The sequence below is a fragment of the Mycetocola sp. genome (assembly GCF_025464835.1).
GTDB lineage: Bacteria > Actinomycetota > Actinomycetes > Actinomycetales > Microbacteriaceae > Mycetocola_A.
The window spans coordinates 1-2,800 of record NZ_JAODMP010000038.1 but is presented as its reverse complement, the minus strand read 5'-3'; the positions used below and the strand labels follow the sequence as shown (position 1 = coordinate 2,800).

The following is a 2,800-nucleotide window of genomic DNA, read 5'->3' as shown; positions in this document are numbered from 1 at the left end:
TTCGCGGCGTTCGTCGCCGTGACCCTCGTCATCGTCATCCGAGCCTCCCGCTCGAACAAGACGGCGAACGACTTCTACGCGGCAGGCCGATCGTTCAGCGGAGGCCAGAACGGTACGGCGATCGCAGGCGACTACCTGTCTGCCGCATCGTTCCTCGGCATCTGTGGAGCGATTGCGGTGAACGGTTACGACGGATTCCTGTACTCCATCGGGTTCCTCGTCGCCTGGCTCGTCGCGCTCCTGCTCGTCGCCGAGCTGCTGCGCAACACCGGCAAGTTCACCATGGCGGATGTCCTTTCGTTCCGGCTCAAGGAACGCCCGGTGCGCCTCGCGGCTGCGACGGCAACACTCGCCGTCTGCTTCTTCTACCTGCTCGCCCAGATGGCAGGCGCCGGTGGTTTGGTCTCGCTCCTCCTCGGAGTGAACGACCGGGTCGGCCAATCTGTGGTGATCGCGGTCGTGGGGCTCATCATGATCTTCTACGTGCTCATCGGCGGCATGAAAGGGACGACCTGGGTGCAGATCATCAAGGCCGTTCTTCTCATCGCCGGCGCAGGGGTGATGACCGTGTGGGTTCTCGCTCTCAACGGCTTCAACCTCTCCGCTCTTCTCGGCAACGCCGTCGAGGTCGCAGGTGAAGGCATCCTGAACCCGGGCGCCCAGTACGGTCTCACAGGCGTCTCGCGCCTCGACTTCGTGTCACTCGCGCTCGCGCTCGTGCTCGGAACGGCGGGTCTCCCCCACGTGCTCATGAGGTTCTACACGGTACCGACGGCGAAAGAAGCACGCAGAAGCGTGGTCTGGGCCATCTGGCTCATCGGCCTCTTCTACCTGTTCACCCTTGTACTGGGCTACGGCGCCGCGTACCTCGTCGGCAAGGAGACCATCCTCGCCGCACCTGGCGGCGTGAACTCTGCCGCACCGCTGCTGGCCTTCGAGCTCGGCGGGTCGATCCTGCTCGGTATCATCTCGGCCGTGGCGTTCGCGACCATCCTCGCGGTCGTCGCCGGGTTGACCATCACCGCTGCCACGTCGTTCGCACACGACGTCTACGCCAACGTGATCAAGAAGGGCGCTGTCCCGCCGAACGGCGAAGTGAAGGTCGCCCGCATCACGGTCGTCGTCATCGGCATCCTCGCGATCGCCGGCGGCATCGGGGTCCAGGGGCAGAACATCGCGTTCCTGGTGGCTCTCGCCTTCGCCATCGCGGCGAGCGCCAACCTGCCGACCATCCTGTACTCCTTGTTCTGGCGTAAATTCAGCACTCGTGGTGCCCTGTGGAGCATGTACGGCGGGCTGGCGTCAGCGCTGCTGCTGATCATCTTCTCCCCGGTCATCTCAGGCGCGGAGACGTCGATGTTCAAGGATGTCGACTTCTCGTGGTTCCCCCTGAACAACCCGGGCATCGTCTCGATCCCGCTCGGGTTCCTGCTCGGCTGGCTCGGCACGATCACCTCGTCGGTGAAGGAAGATCCGCGGATTGCTGCGGAGATGGAAGTGCGCTCGCTCACCGGACATGGTGCGGAGAAGGCTTCGTCGCACTGAGTTCCTGTTTGCGGGCGGGGGGGTATCTTCTCCTCGACTCAAACAAAGGCGCGCTGGACCGGGGGCACAGGACTCAGAGAGGAAAGAGTTCGATACACGCCCCCGGTCCAGCGTTCCATGACTCGACACCCCGAGAACACCCTCGCCGCCCGGCGAGTCTGGGTCACGCGCCCACACCATGTGCTGGAGCTCGCTGGGGGCTGGAGCAAAATGCTCCAGCCCCACTCAGTGCGCAGGTGTGCCCCTTTCAGGGGGATTTGTTAGAGTGCAACCTCATTTCCAGGTTCGGCAGAACCGTTTCTGAGGGGAAACACGATCACTATTACGCACACACCCAAAAAGCACGGTCGCGTCACCGCGGTCGCCCTGGCGGCTGTCTTCGTGACCACCGGCGTTCTTGCCGGTCCGGCCGCGGCACAGGCGGCGGAGCCGGTCACCGTGCAGTCGGCAGCAGAGCCGGTCGTCGGTGGTTACACGCTCAGCCAGGCGAGGAAGATCATCCTCGACGACACCAACGCCATCCGGACAAGCGCGGGCCTGAAGCCCGTGGCTGCGAGCGCCGCTCTCGACACCGTCGCCCAGAACTGGTCGGTTCGGCAGGCGAGCGCCGGCGCGATGTCGCACAACCCGTCGTACACGAGCCAGTACCCGGCCGGATGGACGACGGCAAGCGAGAACGTCGCGTACGGCTACTCGGTCACCGCTGTTGTTGCGGCGTGGAAGGCGTCACCCGGGCACTACCGCAACATCACGCAGGCCTCAGCCAACACACTGGGCATCGGGGTCGCTGCAGACAGTTCCGGGCGCCTGTACTTCACGCAGAACTTCGCCACCTACCCCGCAGGTTCGGTTTCCTCTGCGCCTGTGTCGAGCGCCCCGGCGACGACACCGGCCCCCGCGCCGGTCGCCAGCACGCCGTCGACGAGACCCACAACGGACTTCTTCGCCTGGGCACGCACGTTCGGGTCTCGCTAACAACGCCGAAATCCGAACACCCCGCAGGGCGCTGCAGCGTTTTGCGGGGTGTCGAGTTTTAGGGGGTCGATGGTCCGGAGGGCCGTCGACCCCCTCACTGTTCGAACTGAGGAGCACAATGCTCCAGCGCCCGCTACTTGCCTACTCGATTGCTTCAGGCGGAGGGCAGGCACACACGAGGTTCCGCTCCCCATATGCGTTGTCGACTCTGCGCAGCGGCGGGCAATACTTGGTCCGCTCCAGTGATTTGACCGGGTACACCGCCTGCTCTCGGGTATTG

2 protein-coding genes are annotated in these 2,800 nt (G+C 64.6%); both read left to right on the top strand.

All coding sequences use genetic code 11. The annotated features are described in order from the left end of the window. A partial coding sequence (locus JWP90_RS04805; RefSeq protein ID WP_297360435.1) for a cation acetate symporter occupies positions 1-1,545 on the top strand: 1,545 nt, incomplete at its 5' end. A gap of 381 nt (positions 1,546-1,926) precedes the next feature. Then, on the top strand, positions 1,927-2,520 hold the full coding sequence (locus JWP90_RS04800) for a CAP domain-containing protein (protein WP_297360432.1): 594 nt from the start codon (positions 1,927-1,929) through the stop codon (positions 2,518-2,520). Positions 2,521-2,800 lie beyond the last annotated feature (280 nt).